The 15,088-nt window shown below is 69.0% G+C and carries 16 protein-coding genes and 1 pseudogene; 12 read left to right on the top strand and 5 right to left on the bottom strand.

What is annotated here, in order from left to right; genetic code table 11:
• Nucleotides 1-127 precede the first annotated feature (127 nt).
• The 4 genes from OG496_RS40480 to OG496_RS40495 all read left to right on the top strand — a co-directional run bounded on the left by OG496_RS40480 (nt 128) and on the right by OG496_RS40495 (nt 3,661).
• On the top strand, nt 128-781 hold the full coding sequence (locus OG496_RS40480) for a response regulator transcription factor (RefSeq protein ID WP_010983842.1): 654 nt from the start codon (nt 128-130) through the stop codon (nt 779-781).
• Between the two features lie 6 nt (nt 782-787).
• Nucleotides 788-2,038, top strand: a complete 1,251-nt coding sequence (locus tag OG496_RS40485) for a sensor histidine kinase (protein ID WP_405974376.1) — start codon at nt 788-790, stop codon at nt 2,036-2,038.
• A 395-nt stretch (nt 2,039-2,433) separates the two neighbouring features.
• A complete protein-coding gene (locus OG496_RS40490; RefSeq protein WP_005481602.1) occupies nt 2,434-2,730 on the top strand; it encodes a DUF4193 domain-containing protein in 297 nt (98 codons plus the stop codon).
• Nucleotides 2,731-2,743: 13 nt separating this feature from the next.
• Nucleotides 2,744-3,661, top strand: a complete 918-nt coding sequence (locus OG496_RS40495; RefSeq protein ID WP_405974377.1) for a hypothetical protein — start codon at nt 2,744-2,746, stop codon at nt 3,659-3,661.
• Between the two features lie 40 nt (nt 3,662-3,701).
• Here OG496_RS40495 and OG496_RS40500 read toward each other — a convergent pair whose 3' ends face one another.
• A complete protein-coding gene (locus tag OG496_RS40500; protein WP_405974378.1) occupies nt 3,702-4,064 on the bottom strand; it encodes a hypothetical protein in 363 nt (120 codons plus the stop codon).
• Between the two features lie 121 nt (nt 4,065-4,185).
• Nucleotides 4,186-4,650, bottom strand: a complete 465-nt coding sequence (locus OG496_RS40505) for a DUF3093 domain-containing protein (protein WP_405974379.1) — start codon at nt 4,648-4,650, stop codon at nt 4,186-4,188.
• 58 nt (nt 4,651-4,708) lie between these two features.
• On the opposite strand from OG496_RS40505, the gene OG496_RS40510 reads away from it, so the two are divergent.
• The 6 genes from OG496_RS40510 (at nt 4,709) to OG496_RS40535 (ending at nt 11,290) form a co-directional block, all read left to right on the top strand.
• The gene (locus OG496_RS40510) at nt 4,709-5,293 is read left to right on the top strand and encodes a PaaI family thioesterase (protein ID WP_366493332.1); all 585 of its coding nucleotides are present in this window, start codon (nt 4,709-4,711) and stop codon (nt 5,291-5,293) included.
• Nucleotides 5,290-5,805, top strand: a complete 516-nt coding sequence (dut, locus tag OG496_RS40515) for a dUTP diphosphatase (RefSeq protein WP_366493331.1) — start codon at nt 5,290-5,292, stop codon at nt 5,803-5,805. The genes OG496_RS40510 and dut overlap by 4 nt, the downstream gene beginning before the upstream one ends.
• 1 nt (nt 5,806) lies before the next feature.
• On the top strand, nt 5,807-6,562 hold the full coding sequence (locus OG496_RS40520; RefSeq protein WP_366493330.1) for a DUF3710 domain-containing protein: 756 nt from the start codon (nt 5,807-5,809) through the stop codon (nt 6,560-6,562).
• 158 nt (nt 6,563-6,720) lie between these two features.
• Nucleotides 6,721-7,896 (top strand): alginate lyase family protein, encoded by a 1,176-nt coding sequence (locus tag OG496_RS40525; protein WP_399396801.1) that lies wholly within the window; start codon nt 6,721-6,723, stop codon nt 7,894-7,896.
• Between the two features lie 161 nt (nt 7,897-8,057).
• Nucleotides 8,058-10,610, top strand: a complete 2,553-nt coding sequence (locus OG496_RS40530) for an ATP-binding protein (RefSeq protein ID WP_405974380.1) — start codon at nt 8,058-8,060, stop codon at nt 10,608-10,610.
• Complete coding sequence (locus tag OG496_RS40535; protein WP_329349180.1) at nt 10,607-11,290, top strand: response regulator; 684 nt, start codon at nt 10,607-10,609, stop codon at nt 11,288-11,290. The genes OG496_RS40530 and OG496_RS40535 overlap by 4 nt, the downstream gene beginning before the upstream one ends.
• Before the next feature lie 19 nt (nt 11,291-11,309).
• On the opposite strand, the pseudogene OG496_RS40540 reads toward OG496_RS40535, so the two are convergent.
• A pseudogene (locus tag OG496_RS40540) lies at nt 11,310-12,313 on the bottom strand (IS5 family transposase).
• A 122-nt stretch (nt 12,314-12,435) separates the two neighbouring features.
• Here OG496_RS40540 and OG496_RS40545 point away from each other — a divergent pair.
• Both OG496_RS40545 and OG496_RS40550 read left to right on the top strand, forming a co-directional pair.
• A complete protein-coding gene (locus OG496_RS40545) occupies nt 12,436-12,834 on the top strand; it encodes an OB-fold nucleic acid binding domain-containing protein (RefSeq protein ID WP_200678990.1) in 399 nt (132 codons plus the stop codon).
• A 3-nt stretch (nt 12,835-12,837) separates the two neighbouring features.
• Nucleotides 12,838-13,617, top strand: coding sequence for a DUF3159 domain-containing protein (locus tag OG496_RS40550; RefSeq protein ID WP_399396797.1), 780 nt, complete (start codon nt 12,838-12,840; stop codon nt 13,615-13,617).
• 89 nt (nt 13,618-13,706) lie between these two features.
• Here the strand turns inward: OG496_RS40550 and OG496_RS40555 are convergent, their stop codons facing one another.
• Together OG496_RS40555 and OG496_RS40560 are read right to left on the bottom strand one after the other, a co-directional pair.
• Entirely contained in the window at nt 13,707-14,384 is a 678-nt protein-coding gene (locus OG496_RS40555; RefSeq protein ID WP_019061074.1) for a TrkA family potassium uptake protein, read from the bottom strand.
• Nucleotides 14,384-15,055: a TrkA family potassium uptake protein gene (locus OG496_RS40560; protein ID WP_033283949.1), complete on the bottom strand. Its 672-nt coding sequence runs from the start codon at nt 15,053-15,055 to the stop codon at nt 14,384-14,386. Before OG496_RS40560 ends, OG496_RS40555 begins: the two co-directional genes overlap by 1 nt.
• Nucleotides 15,056-15,088 lie beyond the last annotated feature (33 nt).

The following is a 15,088-nucleotide window of genomic DNA, read 5'->3' on the forward strand; positions in this document are numbered from 1 at the left end:
TCGCGCCCGGCCGCCTTACAGCCGACTTATGGCCGAAAAGGGCAGGATGGAGGTCACACAGCCACGAAGACCCTGCCCGCGTGCGCCGAGGCGCGCTACGCGGGTGGACAGAGGAAGGACAAGCGACGTGCGCGTACTCGTCGTCGAGGACGAGCAGCTGCTCGCCGATGCGGTGGCCACCGGACTGCGCCGGGAGGCCATGGCCGTCGACGTCGTGTACGACGGGGCGGCCGCCCTGGAGCGCATCGGCGTCAACGACTACGACGTGGTCGTCCTCGACCGTGACCTCCCGCTCGTGCACGGCGACGACGTCTGCCGCAAGATCGTCGAGCTCGGCATGCCCACCCGTGTGCTGATGCTCACCGCGTCCGGCGACGTCAGCGACCGTGTCGAGGGCCTGGAGATCGGCGCCGACGACTATCTGCCCAAGCCCTTCGCGTTCAGCGAGCTGACGGCACGCGTGCGTGCCCTCGGCCGGCGCACCAGCGTGCCGCTGCCGCCCGTCCTGGAGCGGGCCGGCATCAAGCTCGACCCGAACCGCCGCGAGGTGTTCCGCGACGGCAAGGAAGTCCAGCTCGCGCCCAAGGAGTTCGCCGTCCTGGAGGTGCTGCTGCGCAGCGAGGGTGCCGTCGTCTCCGCGGAGCAGCTCCTGGAGAAGGCCTGGGACGAGAACACGGACCCGTTCACCAACGTCGTGCGTGTCACCGTGATGACCCTGCGCCGCAAGCTCGGCGAGCCCCCGGTCATCGTCACCGTCCCCGGCTCCGGCTACCGGATCTGATCCACCGTGGCCACGACCCCCGCGCCTCCCCAGGCGCCCCCGAAGCCCACATGGGATCCCAGAAGGCCCGAACCGCCGTTCCCCTGGCTGCGTCCCACCATCCGCATAAGGCTCACGCTGCTGTACGGCGGCATGTTCCTGATCGCCGGCATCCTGCTGCTGTCGATCATCTACCTGCTCGCCGCCCAGGCGCTGAACACGGGCAACGAACCACTGTTCAAGATCGTCGACGGCGATTCGATCAAGGTCACCAGCGACAGCTGCACCGCGGTGAACAACGCGAGCAACATCCCGCTGGGCCAGTTCAACGCCGCGATCAGCGAGTGCATCGACCACCAGCGCCAAGTCGCCCTGGACAACCTCCTCAGCCGTTCCCTGCTGGCCCTGCTCGGCCTCGCGATCATCGCCTTCGCGTTCGGCTACGCGATGGCGGGCCGGGTGCTGTCCCCGCTCGGCCGGATCACCCGCACCGCCCGCGCGGTGGCGGGCTCGGACCTGTCCCGGCGGATCGAACTGGACGGCCCGGACGACGAGTTGAAGGAGCTCGCGGACACCTTCGACGAGATGCTGGAGCGGCTGCAGCGGGCCTTCACCGCCCAGCAGCGCTTCGTGGGGAACGCGTCGCACGAGCTGCGCACCCCCTTGGCGATCAACCGCACGCTCCTGGAAGTGCATCTGTCCGATCCAGGCGCCCCCATGGAGCTGCAACAGCTCGGCAAGACGCTGCTCGCCACCAACGAGCGCAGCGAGCAGCTCGTCGAGGGTCTGCTGCTGCTCGCCCGCAGCGACAACCAGATCGTGGAGCGCAAGCCCGTGGACCTCGCCGAGGTCGCCGAGCAGGCTGTCGACCAGGTGCACGGCGAGGCCGCCGCCAAGGGCGTGGTGATCCGTGGCGAGCAGAAACCCGCGGTCGTCCAGGGCAACGGCGTCCTGCTGGAGCGGATCGCCCTGAACCTGGTGCAGAACGCGGTGCGGTACAACGTGCCGGAGGACGGCTGGGTCGAGGTCACCACCGAGGTCCAGCACGGCCATGCGGTGCTCATAGTCTCGAACACGGGTCCGGTGGTCCCGGCGTACGAGATCGACAACCTCTTCGAGCCCTTCAGACGGCTGCGTACGGAGCGGACGGGCAGCGACAAGGGTGTGGGCCTCGGGCTGTCGATCGCGCGGTCCGTGGCGCGCGCACACGGCGGCCATATCTCGGCCCAGCCGCGTGAGGGGGGTGGACTCGTGATGCGAGTCACCCTGCCCATCTGAGATCATGTCGCCGACACACGAGGATGTTCGCTTTGCGCGGAATTTTCTGGCCGCTTCTCCGGCAACCCCGTGTGTGATCGATCACAAGCGCGATTTTCAGGCCATCTACTCTCCGTGATCATGCACCCTGTCGGAAAGCCGGGAAAATCCGGGTTTTCGAGGGTCTTGATCACGGGAAGTACACGATGAGGTGCCTTTGAAGAGCGGCACGAGGACCGTGTACGGTCCCCTTCGCCATCCAAGCCGATCACTCTTGAGGGGTCCGGTTGGGTGTCGATTGAGTAACAGACCTTGATGTGAGGCAAAATCTCCGCCTCAGGTCGGGCACAAGTCCGGCCTCTCACGCGTTACGTGCGCTGGAGACACCGCAGACACCCAGAGGGGGAGAGCGCGACATGGCAACGGATTACGACACCCCACGCAAGACCGACGACGACGTCGACTCGGACAGCCTTGAAGAACTCAAGGCGCGTAGGAACGACAAGTCGACTTCCGCAGTGGACGTCGACGAATTCGAGGCCGCCGAGGGCCTTGAGCTGCCCGGAGCGGACCTCTCGAACGAAGAGCTGGCCGTCCGGGTGCTGCCCAAGCAGCAGGACGAGTTCACTTGCATGAGCTGCTTCCTGGTGCACCACCGCAGCCAGCTGGCCCGCGAGAAGAACGGCCAGCCGATCTGCCGCGACTGCGACTGAGGCGGGGTCGGCCGTGACTGGCTCGACCCCACCCTGGAAGCGCCGCTCCCGTAGGCCAGGAGCGGACGAAGGGCCGACAGACGGTCCTCATGGCGCGCGTGACGACGAGCGGGGCTCATCCGAACCTGGATCAGCCTCGCTCGAACCGGCGGCCGACCGGGCTGACCTCCCGGTGTCGGCGGACGTTCCCGCAGCCGCCCCCGTCGCCAAACGACGGGCGGCGGTGATCCGGGACAAGGCCAGGGAAGGCGTCCGTAAGGGCGGCAGCCGGGCCAGGGCCGGTCTGGCGTACCTCGCCGACCGGATCATCGACATAGCCCCGCGGATCCCCGTACGGGACCTTCAGGCGCTTCGGCGACAGTTTCCGGGCCTCGGCTCCGAACAGCTCGCCGACAAACTCGTGGCGGGCGCCGCCAACGCGACATCGACGGTCGGTGCGGGCATCGGTGCCGCGGCGATGCTGCCGGTGCCGCCCGCGATGCCCACCGAACTGGCCGCCGAGATCACCGGCGTCGCCGCGATCGAGCTGAAGCTGATCGCCGAGCTCTACGAGGTCTACGGCGCCCGTCCGCCCGGCGACCTCCGGCAGCGCAGCACCACGTATCTGAACTCCTGGTCCGGGGAGCGCGGTATCGACGTGACCAAACCGTCGACCATGAGCGCCGCGCTGAACGGCCACATGAAGCGCGAGCTGCGCCAGCAGATCATGAAACGCATGGTCCGCGACCTGCCGAACCTGATGCCCTTCATGGTCGGCGCCGCCGTCGGAGCGGTCATGAACCGCCGGGACACCAGGAAACTCGCCGAGCGCATCCGCAAGGACCTGCGCAAGGCCCAGGTCCCGTGGGACGCGCTGCCCGAACTGCCACCCCTGGAGACCCCGCCGGACCCGCTCAGAATGGGCGAGATCCCGAAGGAACTCGGGCGGTGATCGGGCCCCGCGTATCCTCGCGGGGCCTGATGCGTGACCGTCAGCAGTCGGCTGTCGTGCCGCCGTCCCACGAGACGTCGTAGTTGTAGACCCAGCCCTTGGTCTGGGTGCCGTCGATGCGCCCGTAGATCCAGGTGTTGCCGTAGCTGTTCTCTACGGTGCACCAGTAGTAGAACTTCGTACCGGAGACGAAGGTGCCCACGGAGCCACATGCCGAGTACGGCCTGACTCGCATAGTGGTGGCGCCCTCGAAGCGGCCGTACCCGCTGGCCTTGTTGCTCACGATGTACGACACGTCGCACACACTGGCCGCGCTGGCGGCCGGGGCGCTCAGGCCGACGAAGGACGCTCCCAGGAGCCCTCCGACGCCGAGCAGCGATGCCACGCGTTTCTTGAGCCCCATGTAGATTCCCTCTCAATCGAAAATGAACTGCGCATGACAGGCAACTACTTTGCCAGGCATGATCCATTTTCGTGGTAACTCGTCGGGGGCGTTATCAAGGCGAGATGTTGGGCGCGATGGACTACGCCGAGGCTGCCCGTGCCGCTTTGATCGCCTCCGCCAGCCGCTCCGGCTCACGGGTCGACAGATACAGGTACGGCGTCGGGTCGTCCGGGTCGGTGACCTCGACGCGCAGTGCCCTCGGGATGTACGAGCGGAGCAGCAGGAAGGCGCGGGTGTCGGCCTTGTAGGTCCGCCAGGCGCGCGCCTCCTCCGGGTCCAGGATCTCCGCCTCGCCCAGGGCCGTCACCGGGATCTTCGCCTCGCCGGCGATCAGCTGGTCGCCCACGATCCGGATGCGGAGCGAGCCGTAGGAGCTGGCCATGACGGATGCGGCCGCGGTGCCGCCGACCAGGCCGCCGAGCAGCGGCAGGGTGCCGAAGGGCAGCAGGATCAGGGCGAAGGAGACGCCGACCAGGAACGAGATGAACCACCACGAACGGGGGGCGGTGAGGCGCTCGTCGTAGGGGGAGGCGGAAAGCTGCATGGAGCCAAGCTTGGCACGGTGTCCGGAACCCACCGACGCGCGGGTAAGGTCTGCGGCTGTGAGTGGTACTTCTCCAGCTCTTAAGCCCCCGTCCGACGCCGTGAAACCGGTGCGGCACCCTGACGCGCCCGCGCCGGGCGAGCTGCTCGGTGCGCACTACGAACAGTGTTTCGGGTGTGGCGGCGAGCAGCCGCACGGGCTGCACCTGGAGGCGCGGGCCGGTGAGGGCGTGACGATCACCGCCGAGTTCACCGTGCGGGCCGCCCACCAGGGCGCCCCGGGTCTCGCGCACGGCGGGGTGCTCGCCAGCGCGCTGGACGAGACCCTCGGTTCGCTGAACTGGCTGCTGCGGACGATCGCGGTGACCGGCCGCCTGGAGACCGACTTCGTCCGGCCGGTGCCCGTGGACACCGTGCTGTACCTGGAGGCCGAGGTGACGGCCGTGGCCGGCCGGAAGATCTACTCGACCGCCACCGGACGCATCGGCGGCCCCGACGGGCCCGTCGCCGTGCGCGCCGACGCCCTCTTCGTCGAGGTGAAGGTCGACCACTTCATCGACAACGGCCGCCCGCAGGAGATCCGGGCCGCCATGGACGACCCGGACCAGGTCCGGCGTACCCGTGCCTTCGAGGTGAACCCGTGAGCCGTAGCCCTCTGGACGTGTCGATCCGCCGCGTCGACCCGGACGTACCGCTTCCGTCGTACGAGCATCCCGGTGACGCGGGAGCCGATCTGCGGACCACCGAGAGCCGGGAACTGAAGCCGGGTGAACGGGCCGTACTGCCCACGGGGGTGTCTATCGCTCTCCCCGAGGGGTACGCGGCCTTCGTGCACCCTCGTTCGGGGCTCGCCGCCCGCTGCGGTGTTGCCCTGGTGAATGCCCCGGGGACGGTTGATGCCGGGTACCGTGGGGAGATCAAGGTGATCGTGGTGAATCTCGACCCGTACGAGTCGGTTCGGTTCGAGCGCTTCGACCGGATCGCCCAGCTGGTCGTCCAGCAGGTCGAGAGGGTCCGCTTCCAGGAGGTGGCGGAGCTTCCCGATTCGGCGCGGGCCGAGGGGGGCTTCGGGTCCACCGGCGGTCACGCCGCCGTGGGCGGCACCACGGGTGGGAATCGATACGCTTCGGTCGTATCCGACCGGGAAGGACAGTGACGTGTTCGGACGTCGCAAGAAGGGCACTGCCGCCGAGGACGCGGCGAGCGAGGCCGAGCAGGTCGTCGACGATGTCGACACTGAGGCGGACGGATCGGCCGAGCGCGTGAAGCTTGAGCCGGAGCCCCGCCCCGACGGACCCTGGGACGACTCGGAGATCGGCGACCCCGCCGAGGGCCGGGTGGACCTGGGCGGTCTGTTCGTGCCGGGAGTCGACGGCATGGAGCTGCGGGTCGAGGTCGCGGGTGACGCGATCGTCGCCGCCACCGTGGTCCTCAAGGACAGTGCCGTCCAGTTGCAGGCCTTCGCCGCTCCCAAGCGCGAGGGCATCTGGGGTGAGGTCCGCGAGGAGATCGCCAGCGGTATCACCCAGCAGGGCGGCATCGTCGACGAGGTCGAGGGGCCGCTGGGCTGGGAGCTGCGCGCGCAGGTTCCGGTGCAACTGCCGGACGGCACGGGCGGTTTCCAGGTCGTGCGGTTCGTTGGTGTGGACGGTTCGCGCTGGTTCCTGCGCGGGGTGATCTCCGGGCAGGGCGCGGTGCAGCCGCAGGCGGCCGGGCTGCTGGAGCAGATCTTCCGGGACACGGTCGTCGTGCGCGGCGAGGGCCCGATGGCGCCCCGCGACCCGATCGTCCTGAAGCTGCCGAACGACGCCCAGATGGTTCCCGAGGGCGTCCAGCAGGAGGAGGCGGGTTCCCGCTTCTCCGGCGGCATGGGCCAGTTGCAGCGCGGACCGGAGATCACCGAGGTCCGCTAGCCGGAACAGACAGACACGAAAGGGCCGTACCCCTCCTCGGGGTGCGGCCCTTCGTCGTGCGCGCACTCTTGACGGCTTATTGGTCCGTACCTATGGTCTCGGCTCAACGCCCAAGTTCATGAGGGTGCTCTGTGTTCACATACGAGAACGGAGTCACCGTGCGCCGCGCTGCCCTGCTCTCCGTCGTCACCGCCCTGGTCCTGGGCTTCTTCGCCCAGCCAGGCACCGCCGCCCAGGCGGCCCCCGCCACCTTCGTCCACCCCGGAGTCGACGTCTCCCGGAGCCAGCTGGACTTCGCCCGCACCGAGGTCCTCGCCGGCGCCCAGCCCTGGAAGGGCGCCTACGACCAGATGATGGCGAGCTCCTACGCCAGCCTGACCCGCACCCCGAAGCCCAGAGCCGTCGTCGAGTGCGGCTCGTACTCCAACCCCAACTACGGCTGCACCGACGAGCGCGAGGACGCGATCGCGGCCTACACCGACGCGCTCGCCTGGTACATCACCAAGGACGCGCGCTACGCCCAGAAGGCCATCGAGATCATGGACGCCTGGTCGGCCACGATCACCAGCCACACCAACAGCAACGCGCCCCTGCAGACCGGCTGGGCAGGCTCCTCCTGGCCCAAGGCCGCCGAGATCATCAAGTACACGTACACCGGGACGTGGACCAACTCGGCCCGCTTCGCGACCATGCTCCGCAACGTGTACCTGCCCGAGATCATCAACGGCTCCAATTCCAACGGGAACTGGGAGCTGACGATGATGGACGCCGCCGTCGGCATCTCCGTCTTCCTTGAGGACAAGACGTCGTACGACAAGGCCATGGCGATCTTCCGGACGCGGACGGCCGCGTACATCTACCTCGCCTCGGACGGTTCCGTACCGAAGACCGTGCCGAGCCAGAACCTCAACACCACGGCGAAGATCGTCAGTTACTGGCAGGGCCAGTCGACCTTCGTCACCGGGCTCACCCAGGAGACGTGCCGCGACTTCACGCACACCGGGTACGGCCTCTCGTCGATCTCGCACGTCGCCGAGACCAGCCGGATCCAGGGCACCGACCTCTACGGCACCGACGTGGGGGAGCGGCTGCGGCAGGCGCTCGGGTTCCAGGCCAAGTACCAGCTGGGGACGGCTGTGCCGAGCTGGCTGTGCGGCGGGTCGCTGACCCTCGGGCTCGGGCCGGTCACCGAGGTCGGCTACAACGCCCTGCACAACCGCCTGGGCATCGCGATGACCAACACCCAGACACTCACCCTGAACAACCGCCCGGCCGGCAGCAACAACCTCTTCGTGGCCTGGGAGACCCTGACCCACGGCGACAACCCCAACTGAACCTCCTGAACAGCGCCGGACCCTGATGCCCGTACGGTGCCGTACGGGCATCAGGGTTGCGTCAAAGACGTCCCGGAGCGCACCGGTCACCCCATTTGTCGGACTTATTGGCCGTAAAGTCGACGCTGCGTACACGGGTGTGACGGGAAGACAATGGGGCCATGGGACGCGGCAAGCTTCGGATCTACCTCGGTGCGGCACCGGGCGTCGGCAAGACGTACGCCATGCTGTCCGAGGCCCACCGCAGGGTGGAGCGGGGCACCGACTGCGTGGTCGCCTTCGTGGAGCACCACGGGAGGGCCCGCACCGAGGTGATGCTCCACGGCCTGGAGCAGGTCCCGCGCGTGGAGCTGGCGTACCGGGGGACCGTCTTCACCGAGATGGACGTCGACGCGGTGCTGCGCCGGCCCCCCGCCGTCGCCCTGGTGGACGAACTCGCCCACACCAACATCCCGGGCTCCCGCAACACCAAGCGCTGGCAGGACATCGAGGAGCTGCTCGCGGCCGGCATCGATGTGGTGTCCACCGTCAACATTCAGCACCTTGAGTCCCTTGGCGATGTCGTCGAGTCGATCACCGGCGTACGGCAGCAGGAGACCGTCCCGGACGAGGTCGTCCGCCGGGCCGACCAGATCGAACTCGTCGACATGTCGCCCCAGGCGCTCCGCCGCCGCATGGCGCACGGCAACATCTACAAGCCCGACAAGGTCGACGCGGCCCTGTCGAACTACTTCCGGCCCGGAAACCTCACCGCCCTGCGGGAGTTGGCGCTCCTGTGGGTGGCCGACCGGGTCGACGAGTACCTCCAGGAGTACCGCAGCGAGCACCAGGTCTCGGCGATCTGGGGTTCCCGCGAGCGGATCGTCGTAGGACTCACCGGCGGCCCCGAAGGACGGACGCTGATACGGCGGGCCGCGCGGCTCGCCGAGAAGGGGGCCGGCGGTGAGGTGCTGGCCGTCTACATCTCGCGCAGCGACGGGCTGACCTCGGCCTCCCCGAAGGAACTCGCCCTCCAGCGCACGCTCGCCGAGGACCTCGGCGGCACCTTCCACCACGTCGTCGGCGACGACATCCCGGCCGCGCTGCTCGACTTCGCGCGCGGGGTGAACGCCACGCAGATCGTCCTCGGCTCCTCCCGGCGCAAGACCTGGCAGTACGTCTTCGGACCGGGGGTGGGTGCCACGGTCGCCCGCGAGTCGGGGCCCGACCTGGACGTCCACATCGTCACCCACGAAGAGGTCGCCAAGGGGCGCGGGCTGCCCGTGTCCCGGGGCGCGCGGCTCGGGCGGGCCCGGATCGTCTCGGGGTGGCTGGTCGGGGTCGTCGGGCCGGTGGGGCTCGCGCTGCTGCTGAACGCCGTCCATCTTGGCCTCGCCAACGACATGCTGCTCTTCCTGTCGCTGACGGTGGCCGCGGCGCTGCTCGGCGGGCTGCTGCCGGCGCTGGTCTCGGCGGCCCTCGGCTCGTTCCTGCTGAACTACTACTACACGCCCCCGCTGCACCGGCTGACGATCGCCGACCCCAAGAACATCGTCGCCATCGCGATCTTCGTCGGCGTCGCCGTGTCCGTGGCCTCCGTGGTGGACCTCGCCGCGCGACGCACCCAGCAGGCCGCCAGACTGCGTGCCGAGTCCGAGATCCTGTCCTTCCTCGCGGGCAGCGTGCTGCGCGGCGAGACCAGCCTTGAGGCGCTCCTGGAGCGGGTCCGGGAGACCTTCGGCATGGAGTCCGTGGCGCTGCTGGAGCGCAAGAGCGACGTGGACCCCTGGACCTGCGCCGGCCGGGTCGGCGTGGGCGCGCCGCTGGAGCGGCCCGAGGACGGCGATGTGGACATGCCGGTCGGCGACCACATGGCCCTCGCGCTGACCGGCCGGGTGCTGCCGGCCTCGGACCGCCGGGTCCTCGCCGCCTTCGCCGCCCAGGCCGCCGTAGTCCTGGATCGCAGGCGCCTACGGGAGGAGGCCGACCAGGCGCGCGCGCTCGCCGAGGGCAACCGCATCCGTACGGCCCTCCTGGCGGCCGTGAGCCACGATCTGCGGACCCCGCTGGCCGGCATCAAGGCGGCCGTGTCGAGTCTGCGGTCCGACGACGTGGCGTGGTCCGAGGAGGACCAGGCCGAGCTGCTGGAGGGCATCGAGGACGGCGCCGACCGGCTCGACCACCTCGTGGGCAACCTGCTCGACATGTCCCGCCTGCAGACCGGCACGGTCACGCCGATCATCCGCGAGATAGACCTCGACGAGGTCGTGCCGATGGCGCTGGGCGGGGTCCCCGAGGGCAGCGCCGAACTCGACATCCCGGAGACGCTGCCCATGGTGGCCGTCGACCCCGGGCTGCTGGAGCGGGCGGTGGCCAACCTGGTCGAGAACGCGGTCAAGTACAGCCCGCCCGGCGAAACCGTCCTGGTGTCCGCCAGCGCCATCGCCGACCGCGTGGAGGTGCGGGTGGTCGACCGGGGCCCGGGAGTCCCGGACGCGGCCAAGGACCGCATTTTCGAGCCCTTCCAGCGCTATGGCGACGCCCCGCGCGGCGCCGGAGTGGGACTCGGTCTCGCCGTGGCGCGCGGCTTCACCGAGGCGATGAACGGCACCCTGAACGCCGAGGACACGCCCGGCGGCGGCCTCACCATGGTGCTCACGCTCCGCGCGGCGGACGGCGTCGTAGATGACGCGCATGACGTGTTTGACGTACAACCGGAAAGGCAGGCCTCATGACCAGGGTCCTCGTGGTCGAGGATGAGCCGCAGATCGTGCGGGCCCTCGTGATCAACCTCAAGGCGCGGAAGTACGAGGTCGACGCGGCCGCCGACGGCAAGACCGCCCTCGATCTCGCCGCCTCCCGCCACCCGGACGTGGTCGTCCTCGACCTGGGGCTGCCCGACATGGACGGCGTCGAGGTGATCCGGGGGCTGCGGGGGTGGACCCGGGTGCCGATCCTGGTGCTGTCCGCGCGGCACTCCTCCGACGAGAAGGTCGAGGCGCTGGACGCGGGTGCCGACGACTACGTCACCAAGCCCTTCGGCATGGACGAGCTGCTGGCCCGGCTGCGGGCCGCCGTGCGCCGGGCCGAGCCCACCGGGGGCGGCGAGGACGACGTCCTGGTCGAGACCGAGGAGTTCACCGTCGACCTGGCCGCCAAGAAGGTCCACCGGGACGGGCGGGACGTACGGCTCACCCCCACGGAGTGGCATCTGCTGGAGGTGCTGGTGCGCAACACCGGGCGGCTGGTCAGCCAGAAGCAGCTGCTCCAGGAGGTGTGGGGGCCGTCGTACGGGACCGAGACGAACTATCTGCGCGTGTACATGGCACAGCTGCGGCGCAAGCTGGAGACGGACCCCGCGCATCCGAAGCACTTCATCACGGAGCCCGGTATGGGCTACCGGTTCGAGCGCTAGGGCCTGTGTGATGTCGTGATCAAGCGGTTGCTTGCAGCAGGTCGTTGATCCAGATCATCGAGGCGCGGAGGTGGAGGCCGGCGAGATAGCTCTCGGGCGTCTTGTCGTATCGAGTCGCGATGCCCCGCCAGGCCTTCAGCTTGTTGATCAGGCGCTCGACGGTGTTCCGTTCCTTGTAGAGATCGGCGTCGTGACCTGTGGGCCGGCCGCCCCGGCTGCCTTTCCTCTTCCGGTTGGCGGCCTGGTCCTTCTTCTCCGGGATGACGGCCTTGATGCTGCGTTTGCGCAGGTAGGAGCGGTTGGCGCGGGATGAGTAGGCCCTGTCCGCGGCGACAGCCCCGGGCCGGGTTCGGGGACGGCCGACCGGCAGACGGACCCGCACCTTCTGCAGCACGGGGGCGAATTGCGGGCTGTCAGCAGCCTGTCCCGCGGTCAGGACGAACGACAAGGGACGGCACTTGCGGTCCGCAGCGAGATGAATCTTGCTCGTCAGCCCGCCTCGGGACCTGCCGAGCAGGGCTTCCTTCAGACGGAGCTTGCGCCGTCGCCTGAGGTGCCGCAGTTCTTCCCGGCCGGGGGCGTCGCGTCCGTCCTGTCCGTTCTGTTCCGGCGGGCCGCCCCCTTTTGCCGGGCCCGTTCCTGGTCGGCGGCGGCTTCCTCGAGGGCGTCCATGACTTCCTTGCCGATGCGCATCCCGGCGGCGTCGTGGTGGGCACGGACGGTGGTGGAGTCCACGCTGACCAGGGACAAGTCGGCCTGCTCCTGGCGGGCGGCCTCAGCGATCATGCCTTCCAGTAATGCGGTGAAGACGCCGGCGTCCCTCCAGACGCGGAAGCGGCCGTAGACCGTCGGCCATGGGCCGAACTCGCCCGGCATCTCCCGCCACTGGCTGCTGGTGCGGAACCGCCAGATCACCCCCTCGAACTGCTTACGCAGCCGCTCAGGGTACGGACCGTAATCGCCTATCGGCAGGAACGGTTCGATCAACTGCCACTGCTCGTCGCTGAGTTGCCTGCGCGTCACGAACGCCTTCCTACCGGATCCGCGTTCCAGACGGATCCAGATCGGCACGATTGATCACGACATCACACAGGCCCTAGGGCCGTGGGTACGTGGCTGTCAGCGGACCCCGGTACGCTTCAGATATGAGCGCTGTCCCTCGTTCCGAAAAGCCGGCCGGACGGTTCCGGCGCATGCTCGACCGGCTCTCCACCTCGCAGGAGGACCTGGAGTCGGAGGAGCTGCGTGAGGACGCCGAGACCGAGGGCTGTGTCCGGATCGGCGACTGCCACGACCGACAGATCGTGACGGTTACTGGTACCTTGCGCACGGTCACGCTGCGCCCCCGGGCGGGAGTTCCGGCCCTGGAGGCCGAGCTGTTCGACGGTTCGGCAGCCCTGGACGTGGTGTGGCTCGGCAGGCGCTCCATCGTGGGGATAGAACCGGGGCGCAAGCTGATCGCGTCCGGCCGGATCTCGATGAGCAGAGGCCGCCGCGTGCTCTTCAACCCGAAATACGAACTGAGACCCCTCGGACGGGAGTAGCCGGTGACGTCGCTCGACAAGCCGACCGCGGACACCGTGGACGCCGAAGACAGCGAGCAGGATGTCCGGGCGGTGACCGAGGCGGCCCTCTTCGAGGCGTTCGGCGGACTGCGCGGCATGATCGAAACGGTCCTGCCCGGCCTGCTCTTCGTCAGCATCTTCACCGTCAACAAGAACCTGCACTGGTCGGCGATCGCCGCGCTGGCCGTGGCGCTCGCCCTGGTCGTGGTCCGGCTGGCCACCCGGGACACCGTCAAGCACGCCTTCAGCGGGGTCTTCGGCGTGGCCTTCGGCGTCGTCTTCGCGATGATGACGGGCAACGCCAAGAACTTCTATCTGCCGGGCATGCTCTACACGTTGGGGCTCGCACTCGCGTACATTGTCACGACCCTCGCCGGCGTCCCGCTGATCGGCCTCATCCTCGGGCCGGTCTTCAAGGAGAACCTCTCCTGGCGGACCCGCAACCCCGGCCGCAAGAAGGCCTACGCGAAGGCCAGTTGGGCCTGGGGCCTGATCCTGCTCGCCAAGTGCGCGATCCTCTTCCCGCTCTACTGGTGGGCCAACACGGCCCAACTCGGCTGGGTCCTGGTCGCGTTGAAGATCCCGCCCTTCCTCCTCGCCGTCTGGCTCACCTGGGTCTTCCTCGCGAAGGCGCCCGCGCCGATCGACGTGTTCGCGGAGATGGAGGCGGAGGAGCAGGCCGAGAAGGAGCGCAAGGCCGCGGCCGAGGCCTCTGGCGAGGCCCAGGACGCCACGTCGGGACGGCACCGTCGCGACGCATAGCGCGTCCGCCGCCTTCGCCACTTTCGCTACGACGAGGAGGGGCGCCCTGAGATCTCAGGGCGCCCCTCCTCGTCGTATCCCCGAAGGGGTCAGCTCGCCGCGTCCTCCCGGCGTACCGACAGCAAGTCCTCCAGCTGCTCCTCGCGCGCCTGAGCCGCCACGAACAGCAGCTCGTCGCCCGCCTCCAAGGAGTCTTCCCTGGACGGTGTCAGCACGCGGGTGCCGCGGATGATCGTGACCAGGGACGTGTCCTCGGGCCATTCCACGTCGCCGACCTGGGTGCCCGCGAGCGCGGACTCCTCGGGGAGGGTGAGTTCGACGAGGTTGGCGTCGCCGTGGCTGAAGCGGAGGAGGCGGACGAGGTCGCCGACCGACACCGCCTCCTCGACCAGGGCCGACATCAGACGGGGGGTGGAGACGGCCACGTCGACGCCCCAGGACTCGTTGAAGAGCCATTCGTTCTTGGGGTTGTTGACGCGGGCGACGACGCGCGGGACGCCGTACTCCGTCTTCGCGAGGAGGGAGACGACGAGGTTGACCTTGTCGTCGCCGGTCGCGGCGATCACGACGTTGCAGCGCTGCAACGCCGCCTCGTCCAGGGACGTGATCTCGCAGGCGTCGGCCAGCAGCCACTCCGCCTGGGGGACCCGCTCGACCGAGATCGCGGTCGGGGCCTTGTCGATGAGAAGGATCTCGTGACCGTTCTCCAGCAGCTCACCGGCGATCGAACGTCCGACCGCGCCGGCTCCGGCAATGGCGACCCTCATCAGTGACCGCCCTCCTCTTCGGGACCCTTGGCGAACGCCGCCTCGACCTTGTCGACCTCGTCCGTACGCATCATCACGTGCACGAGGTCGCCCTCCTGCAACACGGTCTGCGAAGAGGGCAGCATCGCCTCGCCGAGACGGGTGAGGAACGCCACGCGGACGCCCGTCTCCTCCTGCAGCTTGCTGATCCGCTGGCCGACCCAGGCCGCCGAGGCGTGCACCTCGGCGAGCTGGACACCGCCGGTGGGGTCCCGCCACAGCGGCTCCGCGCCCGAGGGCAGCAGCCGGCGCAGCATCTGGTCGGCGGTCCAGCGGACCGTGGCCACGGTGGGGATGCCCAGGCGCTGGTAGACCTCGGCGCGGCGGGGGTCGTAGATACGGGCCGCGACGTTCTCCACGCCGAACATCTCGCGGGCGACCCGCGCGGAGATGATGTTCGAGTTGTCACCGCTGGAGACGGCCGCGAACGCGCCCGCCTCCTCGATGCCGGCTTCGCGCAGGGTGTCCTGGTCGAAGCCGACCCCGGTGACCCGGCGGCCGCCGAATCCGGGGCCCAGCCGACGGAAGGCGGTGGGGTCCTGGTCGATCACGGCGACCGTGTGCCCCTGTTGCTCCAGGGTCTGGGCGAGAGCGGAACCCACTCTGCCGCAGCCCATGATGACGATGTGCACGACCGTCCTTCCGGTGTCCTGAAATCAATGCTC

This window comes from Streptomyces sp. NBC_00988 (assembly GCF_045162645.1).
Classification (GTDB): Bacteria; Actinomycetota; Actinomycetes; order Streptomycetales; family Streptomycetaceae; genus Streptomyces.

Excerpts from the sequence above, each read along its gene's own strand:
- OG496_RS40490 (WP_005481602.1), top strand. The coding sequence starts at position 2,434 with ATGGCAACGGATTACGACACCCCACGCAAGACCGACGACGACGTCGAC.
- OG496_RS40500 (WP_405974378.1), bottom strand. The coding sequence starts at position 4,064 with ATGGGGCTCAAGAAACGCGTGGCATCGCTGCTCGGCGTCGGAGGGCTC.
- OG496_RS40505 (WP_405974379.1), bottom strand. The coding sequence starts at position 4,650 with ATGCAGCTTTCCGCCTCCCCCTACGACGAGCGCCTCACCGCCCCCCGT.
- OG496_RS40530 (WP_405974380.1), top strand. The coding sequence starts at position 8,058 with ATGGGACGCGGCAAGCTTCGGATCTACCTCGGTGCGGCACCGGGCGTC.
- OG496_RS40535 (WP_329349180.1), top strand. The coding sequence starts at position 10,607 with ATGACCAGGGTCCTCGTGGTCGAGGATGAGCCGCAGATCGTGCGGGCC.
- OG496_RS40545 (WP_200678990.1), top strand. The coding sequence starts at position 12,436 with ATGAGCGCTGTCCCTCGTTCCGAAAAGCCGGCCGGACGGTTCCGGCGC.
- OG496_RS40555 (WP_019061074.1), bottom strand. The coding sequence starts at position 14,384 with ATGAGGGTCGCCATTGCCGGAGCCGGCGCGGTCGGACGTTCGATCGCC.